The organism is Tardiphaga sp. 285_C5_N1_2 (assembly GCF_052076065.1).
Lineage (GTDB): Bacteria > Pseudomonadota > Alphaproteobacteria > Rhizobiales > Xanthobacteraceae > Tardiphaga > Tardiphaga robiniae.
This window is the reverse complement of the sequence record NZ_CP197241.1, coordinates 3,397,871-3,414,970: the sequence shown is the minus strand read 5'-3', so window position 1 is coordinate 3,414,970 and position 17,100 is coordinate 3,397,871. Positions and strand designations below refer to the sequence as shown.

Genomic DNA, 17,100 nt, shown 5'->3' with positions numbered 1-17,100 from the left:
ATCTTGCTCAAACATAAGAAAAATCTAGAGCCCAGATGGGTTCTAGATGGCTTCAACCAGCGCCATGCCTTCGCCGCGCCAGTGGCCAGCGCCGATCACCACAATCTGGGTGGGCTTGCCGGACTTTTCAATCTCGAGGCCGGTTGAATCGTTCGGCGGAAACATTGCGCCGCGCGAGATCGCCAACGCCGCAAGGCCGAGGCCAAGCGGGAATTGGGTTTCGAGCGTATGACCGAAGAGAGTGCCGGTGCCGCGGATGGCGACATCCGCATGATCCTTCAGGAAGGCGCGCTCTTCCGATGTCACGGGTTCCGCGCCGGTCGCGCCGGTGATGATCGCAGCGTCGCTCTTCGCGCCGAGCTTCGACCACAACCCCTGCAGCGAAGCGGTGACTTCGCCGGGAGTCTTGCGACGGGCATGATCGGCGACCACGCTCTTGAGACGTGCGAGAGGCTTGGCACCGCGCGCTTCTGCATGCGCTCTGGATTCGATGACGAGGAATGCGCCGGCCGAGCCGAGCGCAAAGCCGGAATTCTTCTCGCGCGCCCAGACGGTTTCGAACTTGTTCTTCAGGTTGAAGTCGTCGAATTCGTACAGCAGCAGCAGGTCCTTGCGCTCACCATTATGTGCGGCGCCGATCAGTGCGATGTCGCTCTGGCCGTCAGCGATGCGGGCCAGTGCGATGCGCGCGGCGTCCACGCCAGCCGCTTCCTCGCCCATGAAGGTGCGGGACGAACCGGTGACGCCGTGCACGATGGCGATATTGCCGGCGAGCAGGTTGGAGAGCTGCGCCAGAAACAGAGTCGGCCTGAGGTCGTTGAGCAGTTTTTCGTTGAGCAGGCCCGGTGTCGCAGCGCCGTAGCCGTCCGAATTCAGGATACCCGAATCGACAGCCAGGTCGCGCTCACCGCCACCGGCGGCAACGATCATGTCCATCCTCGACAGGATGTCCTTGTTGCCTTTGACGCCAGCCGAATCCAGCGCGAGGCCGGCGGCGTAGGTGCCGATCCGCTGCCAGGCTTCCATCTGACGCTGATCGCCCTTCTTGGGGATCTGCGCGTCGTAAGAGACCGGCGCGAGGGGGTGGACGATGTTCGGAGCGAAGCCGGTTTCATCGACATTGATGCGCTTGTTGTTGAGCGCATCCCAGTGTGCGTCAGGGCCTTCGCCCAATGACGTGGCGAGGCCAATGCCGGTGATCCACGCTTCCACCGGCTCGGATGTCATCGGTCGGGTTTCAGCCATTGGTGATCGCCTGTAGGGGAAATCCGATGCGCTCGGCCACGATGTCCATGTGACCGCGCAGATCCGGATGGGGGAACGGGACGGTCTTGAAGGTGAGCTGCGCGTTGCAGGTCAGCTTGCCGTCGACCTTGATCTTGACAGTGGTCATGTAGAAGCCGTCGCCTTCGTGCAGCACGCTGGCGTTGATGTCCAGCTTCGTGCCGGGCGTAATGAAGGTGCGCATCTTGGCTTCCTTCACCGCGGCGAGGAAGGGCATACGCTTGAACTTCATCAGCGCGATCAGCAGCCAGCCCGAAGTCTGCGCCATCGACTCGATCAGCAGCACGCCGGGCATCAGCGGGTAGCCCGGGAAGTGGCCCTCGAAGATGGTGCTGGTCTCGGGTACGTTGGCTTCGACCGTAATCGTCCGTTCGCCGACATTGAGGTCGGTGATGCGGTCGATCAGGTGAAAATATTCGAGGTTCATGGCGGGGCGTTACGCGCCCTTGGCCGCGACCAATTCGTCGATGCGCGCGCTGAGGTTCTTCAGGACGAAATACTGCTCGGTGGTCGCCTTGCCGTCGTTGACCTCCTGGGTCCACTTTTCGAGCGGCAGCTTGATCCCGAACGCCTTGTCGATCGCGAAAGCGATATCCAGGAAGTCGAGGCTGTCGATCCCCAGATCGTCGATGGCGTGGCTTTCCGGCGTGATCGTGTCGCGGGGAATGTCGCAAGTCTCGGCGATGATTGTGGCGACCTGATCGAATGTGGAGGACATTACTAAGCCTTTGATATATTGAAGATAATTTTCGATCGGCGCGCGCAAAGACAGGGCTTCGCCCCGGGGCAGTCCCGGTCCGCCGTATAGAGTCGATTGCCCGTATATCGGAGCGGGGGCGGCAGTTCAATGCAGTTGAGCGCCTGCTCACCAGCCCCTGTGGGCTGTGGAAAGAGGGTTTGGCGCGCCTCAGCCGTGCGGCGCAACAATATGGGCGCAGTCGCGGCGGCCCATCAACACGCAATCCTGGGTTTTGCGGAGATCCGCGATGCTGACCGCGAGCCAGATCCCGACACCCACCAGGATCACCGTAAAGCCGAAGGCTGCGCTATTGGCCAGCATCCGGTGGCGGAAGTCGTCGGGGTCGTCCTGTGCCTGTTGATAGCGGGACAGGTCGCTGGCGCCGGTCGTTTGGCGGCGGCGGGGTTGGTCGGCAGGAGCGGTGGGATGGTGTGGCAGCGTAGCCGAGGTGCGGGGCACGAAGCGAAGCACGCGGTGCTCGTCATCTTCTCTGATAATCGGCTGCTGGGTCTTCATGGTCGTGGGTCTGCGCATGCAATGTCGCAGTCTAACACGAGGCGGCCGCTTCGCGCAGATAAAGTCCGCATGGCACGGATGCGGCGATCGTCAGAGATGACGTGGAACTGATCCGCATCGGCGTAGCGGCCATGCCATAGTTCGTTCCGGACAGACATTAGATATGGGAGGCCACATGCCGAACACACGCGAACCGTTGCTGCATCCGGTCCCGATCCTGTCGCTGCGGCCAACGCAGATGACGGTGGGCATGCGCGAGGTGAAGGAGAAGCGCAAACGCTGGCGCGCGCATAAGTCCAAGCGCAAACAGGCCGAACTGCTCGGCCAGCACATGATCCCCGTGGTGCTCGGGCCCGACCAGCGCCACTACGTGGTCGATCACCATCATCTCGCACGTGCGTTGCATGACGAAGGCGTGAAGGATGTGCTCGTCACCGTGATCGCGGATCTCACGATGGTCGATATGAAAGCCTTCTGGGGCGTGCTCGATCACCGCCGCTGGGCCTATCCCTATGACGCCAAGGGCGAGCGACGGCACTTCAAGGACATTCCGAAATCGGTGACGGGCCTGAAGGACGATCCGTTCCGCAGCCTGGCCGGCGAAATTCGCCGCGCCGGCGGCTATGCCAAAGACACCACGCCGTTCAGCGAATTCCTCTGGGCGGACCTGTTTCGCAGCCGGCTCTCCACCAAGGAGATCGATGCAGATTTCGCCAAGGCATTGGAGAAAGCGCTGGCGATCGCCAAAAGCAAGGATGCGATCTATTTGCCGGGCTGGTGCGGACCGGCGTCCGACGACTGAGGCGCATCCATCGGAACCGACGCGGGATCGCCTTTGCCGCCGAGCACGCGATGCAGGGCGCGTTCGATCCTTCCGCCGAGCAGCAGCACGAGGAAGGCGATCACCACCGAGACGGTGACGATGCGCCAATGGCCGGCGCCGCACATGATGCCGACACAGGCGGTCAGCCAGACGCAGGCGGCGCTGGTCAGGCCGCGGACACGGAAATGCCGCTCGGCATGAAAGATCACGCCGGCACCGAGAAAGCCGACGCCGGTGAGTATGCCCTGAATGACCCGGCTCCCGGCATCCGTGAAGCCGCCTTTGCCGAGCGGATCGGCCAGCACCACGATCATCGCGGTGGCCAGGCTGACGAGCCCCAGCGTGCGTACGCCGACGGGCTTGCCGTGCAGATCGCGGTTGAGGCCGATGGCTCCGCCAACCAGGGCGGCGATGCCGAGACGTAGGATGATGTCCGACCAGTCGAGCAATGCGAGATCCTTCTAAACCCCGTGCCGTTACTTTGGCAGCCGGCCCATCATATAGAATTCGTCATTCGGCTTCATGTTGGTGACATTGGCCATCCGGTTCGACAGCGCGAAGAAGGCCGAGATCGCGGTGATGTCCCAGATATCGTCGTCGCTGAAGCCGTGGCCGGAGACCTCGGCAAAATCCTGCTCGCCGATGGTCTCGGCGGACCGGCTCACTTTCATGGCGAAATCCAGCATCGCACGCTGCTTCGGCGTGATGTCGGCCTTGCGGTAGTTGACGGCGATCTGGTCGGCGATGATCGGGTTCTTGGCGCGAATGCGCAGGATCGCACCATGCGCGATGACGCAATAATGGCACTGGTTGGCGGCTGATGTCGCGACCACGATCATCTCACGCTCGGCCTTGGTCAACCCGCTGTCCTTTTCCATCAGCGCGTCGTGATAGGCGAAGAACGCGCGGAATTCGTCGGGGCGATAGGCCAGCGACAGGAACACGTTTGGCACGAAGCCGGACTTTTCCTGCACGCCCATAATGCGCGTGCGGATGTCCTCGGGCAGCTTGTCGAGGGCGGGTGTCGGAAAGCGTTGCGCAATCGGCTGGGTCATCTGGCATTCCCGTGAACGTTTCTGTTTCACGAGACCATAGGCGATCACGCCGTCACCGCAAAGCGCTTGCGGCAATGCATGCTGATGCTATTAGCGCAGCGGCTTCTTGAGCAGCGAGAAGCGATCCGGATCGAGGCCGAGCGAAGGTTGCAGCATTGGGGCTTCGACGCTGCGGCTCGGCGTCGCCAGGGGCCGCTCGATGAAGCCGGGATCGTTCGGTACCTCGCGATGCGATGTGGCGCCGCGCCAGCGTTCCAGCACCGCGCTGACGAACTGCATGTCGTGACCGGCGGCGACCGAGGGCACTGTCGCGATGGTGGCTTCCGAGCGCGGCAGCTGGTGCGGCGGCACTTCCTTGAAACGCAGGCGGGTCGGCAATGCGACGCCTTCACCGAAGGCGAGCACTTCGCGCGTGCCGAGTGACGGCACGAAGGAGAGCAGGTTGGCGGCAGCATCCGACACCGCGGAGCGCAGCAGCGCCTGGTCGCGCTCGTTGGCGAGGCGCATGGCGAACAGTGTGTTGCACTGGGAAATGATGGTGGCGTCGAGTTCTGCAGGACGCTGCGTCACGAGGCCGAGATAGACGCCATATTTGCGGCCTTCCTTGGCGATGCGCGACACTGCCTTGCGGGTCGGGCCAAAGCCGATATTGCGGTCGGCGGAGGCGTAGCGATGCGCTTCCTCGCAGACGAACAGCAGCGGCGAGGCGCCGTCGCTCCACAGGCCGAAATCGAATGCCATCCGGCACAGCACCGACACCACGCTATCGACGACTTCCGCGGGGAAGCCGGCGAGCTGCATGATGGTCATCGGCTTGCCGTTGGCGGGCAGGCGGAACAGATGGCTGATCACTTCCGCCATGGTGTCGCCGCCGACATTGGCGTTGTCGAACATGAAGGCGTAGCGCGGATCGTTCTTCACCGCTTCGATGCGCGAGATCAGCTTGTGATACTGGATGCGCGACGAGCGGTTCTCGAGCTTGCCCATGCGCTCGTCAATCAGCGAGATCAAATCGACCAGGCGATAAGGCACCGGCGTATCGACGGTGTAGCCGATGGTCTTCGGGTCGATGCGCTTGAGGCCAATGCGGTCGGCGTTCTGGTATTGCGTGTAGACGCCCTTGGCGATCGGGATGACTTCCGAGAGGATTTCGAGCTCTTCGGGTACGCCGGGGCGGCCGGCGAACAGCACGTCGACGATTTCCTCGAAGTTGAACAGCCAGAACGGCAGTTTCAGATTGCGCGGGTTCAGTACCAGCGACTTGTCGCCGAAGCAGCGGCCATATTCGTTATGCACGTCGAGCAGGAAGATGCGCAGATGCGGGCGCGACTTCAGGATTTCATTGAGCAGCAGCGACACGCCGGTGGATTTACCGACACCGGTGGAGCCGAGCACCGCGAAGTGCTTGCTCAGCATTTCCTCGACGTCGACATAAGCGGCGACCGACTTGTCTTGCTGCAGCGTGCCCACGTTGATCTGCTCGGAGCCGGACGGCGCATAGACCGTGCGCAGATCGTGATTGCTGATCAGATCGACGATGTCGTCGATGGTGGGATAGTTGGTGACGCCGCGCTGGAATTTGGCCTTGTCTCCGTGCCCCATGATCTCGCCGAGCAGATCGACCGAGGCGCTCGCGATATACATGTCCGATGCATGCATGTTCTCAGCGGACACTTCCGTGATCATGGCAATGATGGTCGAGGAGGCGCAACGGATGCTGACGAAGCGGCCGACGGTGCCGCGCATCTCCGAGGGGGTCATCGGGTTCACGGCGAGCAAGCCGACCCGGGCCAGCGAGCCGCGTACTGAGATAATGCGCCCGAACGACGCCGCTGCGTTTAAACTGGTCATTGATGAATTCGCGTCTCACGCCCCGGTTGGGCCGACTATGCAGGTCAGGGACTGGACAAATTGTTAAGGCGCGTCCACGGGCTATCGGTGGGCTCTGCTCGTCAAACTTGCATTGCGGAATTAGCTCCGCACTGGGACGCGGAAACTCCGGCACTGGATACCTTGTCGCGCGTGGCTGGCGATCTGGCTTTACGCGGTTTTAACCAGCCCGCGAGGTCGGCATGGGCTGGCGTCCTGACCTTGCATGGGTCGTCGTCGCCGCGTTATCTCAGCGCGGTCGCCTTCGGCCGTGCACGGACCTCTCATGCGCATCGATTTTCCCGGCCTGCAGGCGTTTCTGAGCATCGCGGAGCGGGGCAGCTTTTCGCGCGCCGCCGCGCACCTCAATCTGTCGCAGACGGCGCTGAGCCACCGGATCAAGAAACTGGAAGAGGATCTCGGCTTTCAGCTGCTGGCCCGCACCACGCGGCAGGTGGCACTGACCCCGGCCGGGCTGGAACTGCTGCCGACCGCGCGGCGGATGATCGGGGAACTCTCCGACTCCATCGATTTGCTGCGGGCACGGGGGCGCAAGCGGCAGGAGCGCATCGCGCTCGGCTGCCTGCCGACCATCGCCGCCTATCATCTGCCGCGGGTGCTGAAGCAGTTCAATGCGGTGCATCCGGGGATTTCGATCAAGATCCACGATAACTCAGCCAGCGAGATCGCCACTTTGGTGCAGTCCGGCCAGGCGGAGTTCGGCATCACGATCACGGCGACCAATATATGGGATCTGGCTGTGACCCCGCTGATCAAGGAGCGCTTCGTCCTGTTGTGCACCAAGGACCATGCCTTTGCGCAGCGCAAGTTCGTAGCCTGGTCGCATCTCGAGGATATGCCGCTGATCCGCATCAGTCCGCAGGCCGGCAATAGGGCCCTGATCGACGACGCGCTCGGCCATCGCCGCGATAAGCTGAACTGGCGCTACGAGGTGCAGCATCTGCAGACGGCGGTGGGCATGGTGTTCGAGAAGCTCGGCATCGCCGTGGTGCCTAGCATCGCGGTGGCGACGCAGGGAACTGCCGGACTGGTCGCTGTGCCACTGCGTAATCCCAGCGTCAGCCGCACGGTCGGCATCATCGTCAAGCGCGGACAGCCCGTGAGCAAGCCGGCGCAGGCGCTGATCGACCTGACCCGGAAATACTTCCAGGCTGCGGGATAATCCGCCCGGCAGGATATATGCAGGAGACTGCACGATTATCCCAGATTTCTCATTTGTTTCATATATTGGAATTGGCTACTGCGGGAGCAGAACGGTCCATAGCCCTGTCGCGATGACGTGACGGCCACGGGTACCGACATAAAAACGGCAAGGGTGGACGCATCAGGCGTCTTCAATCCATCATGACGCTCCGCTTCCCGACCAGGCTCAAGCATCTGCTGAGCGCCGCGCATTTGGCGCTCGGTGCGATATTCCTCACCAACGCGGTACCTATGGCGCAGGCCCAGTCCGGCTATCCGACCAAGCCCATTCGCGTGATCGTGCCGTTCGCGGCCGGCGGTGTTGCCGACATCACCATCCGGATCGTGGCCGAAAAACTCGGCGACAATCTCGGCCAGCGTCTCGTGATCGAGAACATGCCGGGCGCCGGCGGCGTCGTTGCGGCGCGCGCAGTGCTGTCGTCGCAGCCGGATGGCTATACGCTGGCGCTGCTCAGCAACGGCACCGCCGTCAGCGTACCGCTGTTCAAGAGCCTGCCATTCGATCCCGTAAAGAACTTTGCGCCGATCTCCAGCATCGGCTTCTTCGATTTCATCGTCGGCACGAATACGAATTCGCAACACAAGACGCTGGCCGACGTCATCAAGTTCGCGCGCGACAATCCGGGCAAATTGAATGTCGGCACCATCAGTGTCGGCAGTACCCAGAACCTGTCGGCCGAATTGCTCAAATCCACGGCCGGGATCAACTTCCAGATCGTGCCCTATCGCGGAACGCCGGAAGTCATTGTCGGGCTGCTGCGCGAAGACATCGATGTGATGATCGACAATTATGTCGGGATGAAATCCGCGCTGCAAGATGGCAAGATGCGTCCCGTCGGGACCACGGGCGAATCCCGTTCGGTGATCCTGAAGGACGTGCCGACGATGATCGAGGGTGGCGTGAAGGGTTATGACGTCGTGTCATGGAATGCGCTATTCGCACCGTCAGGTACGCCGCCCGAAGCGATTGCGCGGTTGAATGCGGGCCTGCGCGAAGTATTGGCGATGCCCGATGTGAAGCAGAAGCTGCTCGATCTTGGCATTGAGGCAAAAGCCAGTTCGCCCGAGGAACTGAAGGCCCGCCTGGTTGACGATATCGCGAAGTGGACCGCCGTGATCGACAAGGCAGGAATTCCAAAACAATGACGAAACCCACCGTTCCCGGTCCCGATCCGCACACCAAGGTGCCGAAGTTCAAGCTGCCGCCGCTGGCCTGTGATGCGCATACGCATATTTTCGGGCCCGGCGCCAAATATCCCTATGTCGGTTCCTACATTCCGCCGGACGCGCCGCTAGAAGACTTCCAGGCGCTGCACAAGAAGCTCGGCATCGGCCGCGCCGTCATCGTCAATGCCAGCGTGCACGGCACGGACAACCGCGTGGCGCTCGATGCGATTGCGGTGAGCGGCGGGCGTTACCGCGCGGTGGCCAATATCGATGGCACGATCACGGAGAAGGGCTTGCGCGAACTGCATGAAGGCGGCTTCCGCGGTTGCCGCTTCAACTTCGTACGGCATCTCGGCGGCACGCCGGATATGAAGGTGTTTCACCGCATCATCGATATGATCGCGCCGATGAACTGGCATGTCGACCTGCATTTCGATGCGGTCGATCTGCCTGATTATGCCGACCTGCTGGCAAAGCTGCCGGTGATCTACACCATCGATCATATGGGGCGCGTCAAGGCCGCCGATGGCCTGGAGCAGCCGCCGTTCCGCACCCTGATCGACCTGATGAAGCGCGACGAGAAATGCTGGGTAAAGGTCTCCGGCTGCGAGCGCGTCACCTCGATGGGGCCGCCATTCACCGACGCGGTGCCATTCGCGAAGACAATCTGCGAGACCGCGCCGGATCGCGTGATCTGGGGCACCGATTGGCCGCATCCCAACGTCAAGGCGATGCCCAATGACGGTGATCTCGTTGATCTGATCCCGCTCTTCGCGCCCGATCCGGTGATCCAGCAGAAGATCCTCGTCGACAATCCCGCGCGGCTCTTCGAATTCGACACCTAAGCGACAGGAAAAATACCATGTCCAAAGCCAAGACCGGCCTCGTGGTCTCCGCCCATCCCGGCGATTTCGTCTGGCGCGCCGGCGGCGCCATCGCGCTGCATGCCAAGAAGGGCTACCGCGTCAAGATCGTCTGCCTCGCTTACGGCGAACGCGGTGAGTCGCAATTCGCCTGGAAGCAGGCGGGCATGACGCTCGACAAGGTCAAGGCGGGACGGAAAGACGAAGCGGAGCGTGCGGCGGCGTCGCTCGGCGCCGAGATCGAATTTTTCGATGCCGGCGACTATCCGTTGCATCTGACCGAAGCACACAAGGAGCGGCTGATCGATATCTATCGGGAGCTCAATCCAAGCTTCGTGCTGACGCATTCGCTCGAAGATCCCTACAATGTCGATCATCCCGCAGCGACCGCTGCAGCGCAGGAGGCCCGCATCATCGCGCAGGCGATGGGGCATAAGCCTGAGGCGGAATACAGCTACTCCGCGCCACCGGTGTTCCTGTTCGAGCCGCATCAGCCGGAGATGTGCAATTTCAAGCCGCAGGTGATCCTCAACATCGATGAGGTCTGGGACATCAAGCGCAAGACGTTCGAAATTCTCGCTGCGCAAAAGCACCTCTGGGCCTATTACGAGCGCGTCGCCTTGCAGCGCGGTATGCAGGGTGGCCGCAACACCGGCGCGGCCATGACCTATGGCGAGGCCTATCAGCGCCTGTTCCCGATGACCGTGGAGACACTGGCATGAAACCCGTCGTCGTCAGGAATATTCAACGCGCGGATGCCGACGTCGTGCAGCGGCTCGGCGCGCTCGGCGTCTCCACGGTGCACGAGGCCTATGGCCGCTTCGGCCTGATGAAGACCTATATGCGGCCGGTGTGGTCCGGCGCAGAGGCCGTCGGCACCGCGGTGACGGTGCTGGCGCAGCCCGGTGACAACTGGATGCTGCATGTGGCAATAGAGCAGTGCAAACCCGGCGACATGCTGGTGGTGGCCTGCACAACGGACAATACCGACGGCATGTTCGGCGATCTGCTCGCGACCTCGCTGAAAGCGCGCGGCGGCGTCGGTCTTGTCATCGATGCCGGCTGCCGCGACATCAAAACCCTGCGCGAGATGGGCTTTCCGGTCTGGTCACGCGCGATCTCGGCGAAGGGGACGGTCAAGGCGACGCTCGGTGCGGTGAACGTGCCGGTGGTCTGCGCCGGCGCGCAGGTGATGCCGGGTGACGTCATCGTCGCCGACGAAGACGGCGTTGTGGTGATCCCGCGCAAAGATGCTGCTGAGGTTGCGGTGAAAGGCGAGAAGCGTTTCGCGGAAGAAGACGCCAAGCGGCAGAAGCTGGCTTCCGGCATTCTTGGCCTCGACATGTACAATATGCGGGAGCCGCTCGCCAAAGCGGGCCTGATTTACGTCGACGATCCCGATCAGGCCTGAACGAGGAGGAGGCTGGCATGCGGCTCCGTATTCTGCTCGGCGATCACCCGCATACGGCCGCGCTGAAATCCGGCGCGATCATCTCTGATCTCGTCGAACTGGACTTCGCGGACTACAAGCCCACCAACAAGGGCTTCAAGCCCATGGTGCGCGACGGCGCTTTCGACGTCGCTGAAATGGCTATCGTCACCTATCTGATGGCCAGGAGCTATGACAAGCCGATGGTGCTGCTGCCTGATGTGATGATGGCGCGGCATCAATTTGGCTTTGCGGTCACCAGCCCCGGGGCTGGTGTTGCCGGACCTAAGGATCTTGAAGGCAAGCGCGTCGGCATTCGATCGTTTACGACGACGACGGGCGCGTGGCTGCGCGGTATGCTCGCCAATGACTACGGCGTCAATCTCGACGCGATTGAATGGATCACCTTCGAGGATCCGCATGTCGCCGAATATGTCGACAGCACCACCAAGGCGCCTGCCGGCAAGGCGATCATGCAGATGTTGTTCGACGGTGAACTGGACGCCGTGCTCGGCGAGAAGAGCGACGATCCACGGGTGGCGCAGTTGTTCCCAGACGTGGCTGCTGCAGAGAAAGCCTGGCTGGCCAGGCATGGCGTGGCACCGATCAACCACATGGTGGTGGTCAGCAAGCAATTGTCCGATACGCGCCCCGATGTGGTGCGCGAAGTCCACCGTATGCTGGAGGCGAGCAGGGCGGCGGCAGCAGGCAAGAGCCTGTCTTTCGATGCGGATGCCATGAATCGTTCGCTGGCTCTCATTACAGACTATTCTGCGCAACAGGCGCTGATCCCGCGCAGGTTCAGCGTTGATGAGCTGTTCGACGACGTGACGCGCGCGCTGCGATAGCGCGCCGTCGCCCTCATCCTGAGGAGCGGTCGTCTTCGACCGCGTCTCGAAGGATGAGCGCCCAATTCCTCATGGTTCGAGACGCGCGAAGACGCGCTCTTCACCATGAGGGGATCGAGTAAGCTCGACTAGAATACTGGAGGAAACGACCAATGACTCCCGAACCCATCTTCGATCTCGCCCATCTCGGCCATCTTGAACTGCTGACGCCGAAGCCGGACGAGAGCCTGAAATTCTTCGTCGACGTGATGGGCATGACCGTCAGCGGACGGCAAGGCGAGTCAGTCTATCTGCGCGGCTGGGATGACTATGAGCGCTATTCGCTGAAGCTGACGGCGTCGAACACGTCGGGCATGGAGCATATGGCGCTGCGGGCCCGCAGCCCACAGGCGCTGGAGCGCCGCGTGGCGGCGCTGAAAGGCTCCGGCTACGATATCGGCTGGACCGACGGCGATCTCGGCCACGGGCCGGCATTTCGCTGCCGCGATCCCGACGGGCACATCGTCGAACTCTATTACGAGACCGAATGGTACGAGGCGCCGCCGGAACTCAAGCCGGCGCTTAAAAATCAGGCGCAGCGCTATCCGGCGCGGGGCATCAATGTGCGGCGGCTCGATCACCTCAACTGCCTCGCGGTGGACATCAAGGCCAATCGCGAGTTTTTCGAGCACTATATGGGGCTCCGGCTGACCGAGCAGATCGTGCTCAATGACGGCACGGAAGCGGCGATGTGGATGACCATGTCGAACAAGAGCTACGACTTCGCCTATTCGCGCGATCACTCCGGCACCAAGGGACGCTTCCACCATGTCACCTACGCGCTGGACAGCCGCGAAGACATTCTGCGCGCGGCTGATATCTTTCTGGAAAACGGCGTGTTCATCGAGACTGGTCCGCACAAGCACGCGATCCAGCAGACCTTCTTCCTCTATGTCTACGAGCCCGGCGGCAACCGCGTCGAAGTCGCCAATGCCGGCGCACGGCTGATCCTGGCGCCGGACTGGAAGCCCATCGTCTGGACCGAGGAGGAGCGCAAGAAGGGCCAAGCCTGGGGCCTCAAGACCATCGAGTCATTCCACACCCACGGCACGCCGCCGGTGCCCCACAAGTAGCAAGCCGCGCTGCCGGGATTGGTACGCGTCTTGCTTTGTTGACCTCAGGTTGTTTCTGACGTGGGGGCGAGCATGACTAACTCTGAGTTGCGGGCAGACATCCACAGTATCGAACCGATCCCTGATGCCGACCGGGATTCCACCGGGCCGCAGCAGATGTGGATCTGGGCCGGCGCCAATATTGCGCCCGTGAACTGGGCGCTCGGCGCGCTTGGTATCATTCTCAAGCTCGGTCTGTGGGAAACCATCGCGGTCATCGTCATCGGCAATGCGGCGGGCTCCGCGATCTTCGCCGCCTTCACGGTCATGGGCCACAAGACCGGCGTCAACCAGATGGTACTCGCGCGGTCGGCCTTCGGGCGCCGCGGCGCCTATTTGCCGAGCCTGTTGATGTTCCTGATGACGCTCGGCTGGATCGGCGTGAACACCTATTTCCCGGTCAAGATCTCGATGGCCATTCTCGGCCAGTTCGGCATCGCGGATAGCTGGTTCGCCAATCTCGTTGTGATCACCATCGTGATGGTCACGCAGGTGGTGATCGGCACCTATGGTTTCTATGCGATCCGCACCTTCGAGAAATACACCGTGCCGGTCACGGTGGTGATAATGGTGCTGATGAGCGTGCTGGCCTGGAGCCAGCCCGGGGTCGTCAACTGGAATCACACCACGTCGCTGCCGCCGGGGCCGCATCTGGCGATGCTGTCGCTGCTGATGACCGCCGTTGGCGTCGGTTGGGGCATTTCGTGGGTGACCTGGGCGTCGGACTATTCGCGCTTCGTGCCGCGCTCGACCTCGTCAAAGGCCGTGTTCTGGTACAGCTATGTCGGCATGTTCGTGCCGTCGGTGTGGCTGGCTATTCTCGGTGCCACCATCGCGTCGGTGACGCTCGACACCGATCCAGCGAAGATGGTCTCGGCGGTGTTCGGCGGCGTCGCCAGCATTCTCGTGCTGCTGCTGGTGCTGCACGGGCCGATCGCCACCAATATCCTCAACGTCTATTCGTCGGCGCTGGCGGCGCTCAGCATGGGTGTCCGCTTCTCGCGCACGGCGCTGGCGCTGATCGTTGGCATCGCGGGCTATGCGGTGACGGTGTATTTCATCTTCGCGCCGTCCTTTGCGAAGGCCTTCGACAACTGGCTGATCAGCCTGCTGATGTGGATGAGCCCCTATGCGGGGGTGGTGTTGGCCGACTTCTTCGTCAGGCGGAAGAGCCAGATCGATATCGCCGAACTCTACAAGTCGCCGGAGACCAGCATCTATGGCGATATCAACTGGAGCGGCATGATCGCGTTCTTCGCCGGCCTGATCGCCACCTGGCTGTTCCAGGATGGCCTGGTGCCCGCGTTGCAGGGGCCGATCTCGATCAACCTTCTGGGCGGCGCCGATCTGAGCTGGCTGGCGGGCATCGTGGTGGGCGGCGGTGTCTATCTGGCGCTTAGCAGGCGTCTGGCGCCGGAACCGATGGGCATTCCGGTCGGGGGGCCGGGCGAATAGGGCGAGGCGACCGGTCAGGCCGCGCCTTGTGTGGCCTGTCCATTGCCAGTGGTGTCAATGAGCTGTCATTTCCGTCCAGAGGCCTTGCGCTTTGTCCGGCGGACGGGCTAGAACGCGCCCGAACGAGATGAGCATCTCTGTTCCGACCGATTCCAGACTGGATTTTTCCGTAAGTCTCTGAATCGTTTGGGGAATGGTGTAACGGTAGCACAACAGACTCTGACTCTGTTTGTCTAGGTTCGAATCCTAGTTCCCCAGCCACACTCGAATTTCCCTTCGCAGATCAAAGACTTCTAACCCGCAGCCGTTTCGAGAAAATCCGGTGGTCCACAACAATGGCCCACACGAGGCTCGAATGGCGTCCGGTCGGTACCTGCGGCGGCGTGGCCATACATGGCTTTTGGCTTCCGACGGCCTGCGGCGCTTGCCTTATCTCGGGCCCGGAGAATCAATGTGCATCGGGCCCCGGCAGCAAGTCATCGATCCGCCCCGTGACTCGATAGGCAATGAGCCCGAACCATTCGCGCACCGCAATGTCGGTCCGCGACAGCCCGTCAAGGGCGAGGGTGGTGAAGGAAAGTGCGGCGCGCCGACCGCCGACCCACCAGTCGACTGGATAAGCCTCGACCGGAAATCCGGCTTTGCGAAACAGGCCAATCGATCGCGGCATATGGAACGCTGATGTCACCAGAACCCAGCGCTCGCCCGGCTTCGGCGCCACGAGCGCCTTGGTGAACTCGGCGTTCTCATGCGTGTTGCGCGATTGCCGCTCCATGATCAATCGCGATTTGTCGACTCCAAGGCTTTCGAAGAGCGCGGCGGCGTAATCGGCCTCCCTGGCATCCGATACCAGTCTCGGACTGCCGCCGGTGAACACCACGCGTGCGTTCGGATACTGTCGCGCCAGCGCTGCGGCTGCGATGATGCGGTCGGGCGAGCGACGGACAACTGGCGTGTCGCGCGCAAGTGAAACATCGGCGTCGATCGAGCCGCCGAGCACGATGATGCCGTCAGGCGCACGCTGTCCCGCATCCCAGGGCGGGAAGCGCGATTCAAGCGGATAGAGCAGCAATCTTCCAGCCGGTGAAAACGCGGCCACCACAAGCAGCACGGCGGCTGTGATCATAAGCCCGCGGCCAAGCGAAGAAAGCCGTGTTGCCGAAAGGATCGCGCCGAGCACACCGAGGCCGACCAGGAAATTGACCGGCGCGAGCGCGTTGCCAAGAGTCTTGGACAATAAAAAAAACAACTTAAGGCCTCAGCCCCGTTGGTACCAAGAGCGCCATAGCAGCAAACGGCCAACGAAGCCATCGCCACGAATCGTTAGCTCGCCGGACAGGGAGCCGGATCGCCGCGGCCCCGTTCATAAGAACTCGAAAGCAGAACAGACAAATACCACTCAGCCTCGAACTGGCCGAAGTCAGAGCGAGGTCTGCGTCGTCGGATGACCATGCAGCCGGTGGGTTGCCGCATCGCCAAAATGCGTAAGGAGCGCTGCCGAAAACAACTGCATTGCCGCTATCGGCCCATCTACCTCATTGTGACTACCGCCATTGCCACATGGACAGGGCATGGTTCTGTCCGGTGCATGATCACGCCGCATGCAACAGTTGTCGCGCAACGTCCAGGCAGGGTGACCGCAATGAGCGAAGTGATCAACGTCGCCAAAGCTTACGATGAGGGACGTACTCTGTTTATGGGAATAGAGCTGCTGGTCGCGCCCGGTGCGCTCGTCCCCCGGCCGGAAACCGAATTGCTTTGCGCGAGCGCTGTCGATGCTCTGCGTCAGTTAAACGTGGCGGAGCCGCGGGTGATCGACATGTGCTGTGGCGCAGGCAATCTGGCATGCGCCATCGCGCTCCAGACCCCCGACGCAAGCGTCTGGGCGAGCGATCTAACCGATGGATGTGTCACTGTCGCACGTCGCAATGTCGCCTATCACGGACTCACGCAACGCATGTCGGTGTTTCAGGGCGATCTGTTCGACGCTTTTTCAGGTCTGTCGCTGGATGGGACCATCGACCTGATCGTCTGCAACCCACCCTATATTTCGGAAACGCGGCTCAGAGGCGACCGGGCCCCCTTGCTCGAACTCGAACCACGTGAGGCATTCGCAGCCGGTCCTTACGGACTTAGCATCCATATGCGGGTTACGAAGGACGCAGTCCGATATTTGCGGCCGGGCGGCATCCTCCTGTTCGAGGTCGGCGCCGGTCAGGAGCGGCAGGTGACAACCCTTCTTGAGCGCAACAAGAGCTACGAGAGCATCGGCGTGGTGACGAATGAAACGGGCGAAGGCCGCGTCGTTATGGGATACCGCAAAGGCGCAACAACCTGAACCGCTACGGTGGCGTTCGTGACGCGGTTTGGACGCTGCAGACAAGCATCAGCTCTTCTTGCTCATGACGAAGCGTGAAATTCCCTCGATGGAATCCAGGTTCTCAGGCAAGAGCTCGCTATCTTCGACCGTGATGCCGAAGGTCTCCTCGATGAACCCGATGACCTCGAGCACTCCCGTCGAGTCGATGATGCCTTGATCGAGCAGCGATGTGTCGACCTCAAGCGAGTTGGCTTCAGCAATGTAGAAGTTCGACAGCAAGAAATCGCGAACTTGCCTTCGATAGGTCTCGAGTGGTTCCCTGACTAGCAACATGTTTCAACTCCAATGCGTAAAGAA

General features: G+C 61.8%; 19 protein-coding genes and 1 tRNA gene. 11 read left to right on the top strand and 9 right to left on the bottom strand.

The window, feature by feature from the left end; translation table 11 throughout:
* Positions 1 to 42: 42 nt before the first annotated feature.
* The 4 genes from AB7951_RS16385 to AB7951_RS16370 all read right to left on the bottom strand — a co-directional run bounded on the left by AB7951_RS16385 (position 43) and on the right by AB7951_RS16370 (position 2,539).
* A complete protein-coding gene (locus tag AB7951_RS16385; RefSeq protein ID WP_120291038.1) occupies positions 43 to 1,245 on the bottom strand; it encodes a beta-ketoacyl-ACP synthase in 1,203 nt (400 codons plus the stop codon).
* Complete coding sequence (locus AB7951_RS16380) at positions 1,238 to 1,711, bottom strand: 3-hydroxyacyl-ACP dehydratase FabZ family protein (RefSeq protein ID WP_068730591.1); 474 nt, start codon at positions 1,709 to 1,711, stop codon at positions 1,238 to 1,240. The genes AB7951_RS16385 and AB7951_RS16380 overlap by 8 nt, the downstream gene beginning before the upstream one ends.
* A 9-nt stretch (positions 1,712 to 1,720) precedes the next feature.
* A complete protein-coding gene (locus AB7951_RS16375; protein WP_002711294.1) occupies positions 1,721 to 2,002 on the bottom strand; it encodes an acyl carrier protein in 282 nt (93 codons plus the stop codon).
* 189 nt (positions 2,003 to 2,191) lie between these two features.
* A complete protein-coding gene (locus tag AB7951_RS16370; RefSeq protein WP_089267170.1) occupies positions 2,192 to 2,539 on the bottom strand; it encodes a hypothetical protein in 348 nt (115 codons plus the stop codon).
* Positions 2,540 to 2,714: 175 nt separating this feature from the next.
* Between AB7951_RS16370 and AB7951_RS16365 the strand changes: the two genes are divergently transcribed.
* The gene (locus AB7951_RS16365; protein ID WP_093758901.1) at positions 2,715 to 3,341 is read left to right on the top strand and encodes a ParB-like protein; all 627 of its coding nucleotides are present in this window, start codon (positions 2,715 to 2,717) and stop codon (positions 3,339 to 3,341) included.
* Here the strand turns inward: AB7951_RS16365 and AB7951_RS16360 are convergent.
* From AB7951_RS16360 to AB7951_RS16350, 3 genes are all read right to left on the bottom strand, one after another.
* The gene (locus AB7951_RS16360) at positions 3,302 to 3,811 is read right to left on the bottom strand and encodes an MgtC/SapB family protein (protein WP_120291040.1); all 510 of its coding nucleotides are present in this window, start codon (positions 3,809 to 3,811) and stop codon (positions 3,302 to 3,304) included. The two genes, AB7951_RS16365 and AB7951_RS16360, sit on opposite strands and share 40 nt — an antisense overlap.
* A 27-nt stretch (positions 3,812 to 3,838) precedes the next feature.
* Entirely contained in the window at positions 3,839 to 4,417 is a 579-nt protein-coding gene (locus tag AB7951_RS16355; protein ID WP_309944461.1) for a peroxidase-related enzyme, read from the bottom strand.
* 90 nt (positions 4,418 to 4,507) lie between these two features.
* Positions 4,508 to 6,268, bottom strand: a complete 1,761-nt coding sequence (locus AB7951_RS16350; protein WP_089267173.1) for an ATP-binding protein — start codon at positions 6,266 to 6,268, stop codon at positions 4,508 to 4,510.
* Between the two features lie 304 nt (positions 6,269 to 6,572).
* On the opposite strand from AB7951_RS16350, the gene AB7951_RS16345 reads away from it, so the two are divergent.
* The 9 genes from AB7951_RS16345 (at position 6,573) to AB7951_RS16305 (ending at position 14,684) form a co-directional block, all read left to right on the top strand.
* The gene (locus AB7951_RS16345) at positions 6,573 to 7,469 is read left to right on the top strand and encodes a LysR family transcriptional regulator (RefSeq protein WP_439061400.1); all 897 of its coding nucleotides are present in this window, start codon (positions 6,573 to 6,575) and stop codon (positions 7,467 to 7,469) included.
* 182 nt (positions 7,470 to 7,651) lie between these two features.
* Positions 7,652 to 8,656, top strand: a complete 1,005-nt coding sequence (locus AB7951_RS16340; RefSeq protein ID WP_439061401.1) for a Bug family tripartite tricarboxylate transporter substrate binding protein — start codon at positions 7,652 to 7,654, stop codon at positions 8,654 to 8,656.
* Positions 8,653 to 9,522: an amidohydrolase family protein gene (locus AB7951_RS16335; protein ID WP_439061402.1), complete on the top strand. Its 870-nt coding sequence runs from the start codon at positions 8,653 to 8,655 to the stop codon at positions 9,520 to 9,522. The genes AB7951_RS16340 and AB7951_RS16335 overlap by 4 nt, the downstream gene beginning before the upstream one ends.
* Before the next feature lie 17 nt (positions 9,523 to 9,539).
* Complete coding sequence (locus tag AB7951_RS16330) at positions 9,540 to 10,262, top strand: PIG-L deacetylase family protein (RefSeq protein ID WP_089267177.1); 723 nt, start codon at positions 9,540 to 9,542, stop codon at positions 10,260 to 10,262.
* Positions 10,259 to 10,951: a 4-carboxy-4-hydroxy-2-oxoadipate aldolase/oxaloacetate decarboxylase gene (locus tag AB7951_RS16325; protein ID WP_439058109.1), complete on the top strand. Its 693-nt coding sequence runs from the start codon at positions 10,259 to 10,261 to the stop codon at positions 10,949 to 10,951. Before AB7951_RS16330 ends, AB7951_RS16325 begins: the two co-directional genes overlap by 4 nt.
* A gap of 17 nt (positions 10,952 to 10,968) precedes the next feature.
* Positions 10,969 to 11,817: an ABC transporter substrate-binding protein gene (locus AB7951_RS16320; protein ID WP_439066424.1), complete on the top strand. Its 849-nt coding sequence runs from the start codon at positions 10,969 to 10,971 to the stop codon at positions 11,815 to 11,817.
* Between the two features lie 152 nt (positions 11,818 to 11,969).
* Positions 11,970 to 12,929: a catechol 2,3-dioxygenase gene (locus AB7951_RS16315; RefSeq protein ID WP_068730601.1), complete on the top strand. Its 960-nt coding sequence runs from the start codon at positions 11,970 to 11,972 to the stop codon at positions 12,927 to 12,929.
* 72 nt (positions 12,930 to 13,001) lie between these two features.
* Positions 13,002 to 14,423, top strand: coding sequence for a purine-cytosine permease family protein (locus AB7951_RS16310; RefSeq protein ID WP_439061405.1), 1,422 nt, complete (start codon positions 13,002 to 13,004; stop codon positions 14,421 to 14,423).
* Between the two features lie 187 nt (positions 14,424 to 14,610).
* Positions 14,611 to 14,684 (top strand) — tRNA-Gln (locus AB7951_RS16305).
* Positions 14,685 to 14,871: 187 nt separating this feature from the next.
* Here the strand turns inward: AB7951_RS16305 and AB7951_RS16300 are convergent.
* Positions 14,872 to 15,672, bottom strand: a complete 801-nt coding sequence (locus AB7951_RS16300; protein ID WP_089267181.1) for a YdcF family protein — start codon at positions 15,670 to 15,672, stop codon at positions 14,872 to 14,874.
* Positions 15,673 to 16,065: 393 nt separating this feature from the next.
* Between AB7951_RS16300 and AB7951_RS16295 the strand changes: the two genes are divergently transcribed.
* Entirely contained in the window at positions 16,066 to 16,761 is a 696-nt protein-coding gene (locus AB7951_RS16295; RefSeq protein WP_439061406.1) for a N5-glutamine methyltransferase family protein, read from the top strand.
* Positions 16,762 to 16,809: 48 nt separating this feature from the next.
* On the opposite strand, the gene AB7951_RS16290 is transcribed toward AB7951_RS16295, so the two are convergent.
* Positions 16,810 to 17,076: an acyl carrier protein gene (locus AB7951_RS16290; RefSeq protein ID WP_089267182.1), complete on the bottom strand. Its 267-nt coding sequence runs from the start codon at positions 17,074 to 17,076 to the stop codon at positions 16,810 to 16,812.
* Positions 17,077 to 17,100 lie beyond the last annotated feature (24 nt).

Coding starts and splice junctions, on each gene's coding strand:
- AB7951_RS16385 (WP_120291038.1), bottom strand. CDS start 1,245: ATGGCTGAAACCCGACCGATGACATCCGAGCCGGTGGAAGCGTGGATC.
- AB7951_RS16380 (WP_068730591.1), bottom strand. CDS start 1,711: ATGAACCTCGAATATTTTCACCTGATCGACCGCATCACCGACCTCAAT.
- AB7951_RS16375 (WP_002711294.1), bottom strand. CDS start 2,002: ATGTCCTCCACATTCGATCAGGTCGCCACAATCATCGCCGAGACTTGC.
- AB7951_RS16370 (WP_089267170.1), bottom strand. CDS start 2,539: ATGAAGACCCAGCAGCCGATTATCAGAGAAGATGACGAGCACCGCGTG.
- AB7951_RS16365 (WP_093758901.1), top strand. CDS start 2,715: ATGCCGAACACACGCGAACCGTTGCTGCATCCGGTCCCGATCCTGTCG.
- AB7951_RS16355 (WP_309944461.1), bottom strand. CDS start 4,417: ATGACCCAGCCGATTGCGCAACGCTTTCCGACACCCGCCCTCGACAAG.
- AB7951_RS16350 (WP_089267173.1), bottom strand. CDS start 6,268: ATGACCAGTTTAAACGCAGCGGCGTCGTTCGGGCGCATTATCTCAGTA.
- AB7951_RS16345 (WP_439061400.1), top strand. CDS start 6,573: ATGCGCATCGATTTTCCCGGCCTGCAGGCGTTTCTGAGCATCGCGGAG.
- AB7951_RS16340 (WP_439061401.1), top strand. CDS start 7,652: ATGACGCTCCGCTTCCCGACCAGGCTCAAGCATCTGCTGAGCGCCGCG.
- AB7951_RS16335 (WP_439061402.1), top strand. CDS start 8,653: ATGACGAAACCCACCGTTCCCGGTCCCGATCCGCACACCAAGGTGCCG.
- AB7951_RS16330 (WP_089267177.1), top strand. CDS start 9,540: ATGTCCAAAGCCAAGACCGGCCTCGTGGTCTCCGCCCATCCCGGCGAT.
- AB7951_RS16325 (WP_439058109.1), top strand. CDS start 10,259: ATGAAACCCGTCGTCGTCAGGAATATTCAACGCGCGGATGCCGACGTC.
- AB7951_RS16320 (WP_439066424.1), top strand. CDS start 10,969: ATGCGGCTCCGTATTCTGCTCGGCGATCACCCGCATACGGCCGCGCTG.
- AB7951_RS16315 (WP_068730601.1), top strand. CDS start 11,970: ATGACTCCCGAACCCATCTTCGATCTCGCCCATCTCGGCCATCTTGAA.
- AB7951_RS16310 (WP_439061405.1), top strand. CDS start 13,002: ATGACTAACTCTGAGTTGCGGGCAGACATCCACAGTATCGAACCGATC.
- AB7951_RS16295 (WP_439061406.1), top strand. CDS start 16,066: ATGAGCGAAGTGATCAACGTCGCCAAAGCTTACGATGAGGGACGTACT.
- AB7951_RS16290 (WP_089267182.1), bottom strand. CDS start 17,076: ATGTTGCTAGTCAGGGAACCACTCGAGACCTATCGAAGGCAAGTTCGC.